A 223-nucleotide genomic window follows, 5' to 3' on the forward strand; every position below is an offset into this window, starting at 1 on the left:
ATTGCTGCAGCAAGGTGCTTGAGCTCGCCGAGCGCTGTTTCGTCCATGAGCTCGGCCGCTCTGCCAGCTGCATGGGGCTCAAGCAGCAGGCGGAGTTCGTAGAGCTCGTCGCACCGCTTGCGCGTGAGCTGAGGTGCCGCGCTGTAACCGACGAGGTGGGTCTTCACCACCAAACCCTCGGCTTCAAGTCGGCTGAGAGCCTCCCGAATTGGGGTTTGCGAAA

1 pseudogene is annotated in these 223 nt (G+C 62.3%); it reads right to left on the reverse strand.

What is annotated here, in order from left to right:
- A pseudogene (locus E4K09_RS02810) lies at positions 1-223 on the reverse strand (GntR family transcriptional regulator); the annotation flags it as partial.

Source organism: Microvirga pakistanensis, from assembly GCF_004458765.1.
Taxonomy (GTDB): domain Bacteria; phylum Pseudomonadota; class Alphaproteobacteria; order Rhizobiales; family Beijerinckiaceae; genus Microvirga; species Microvirga pakistanensis.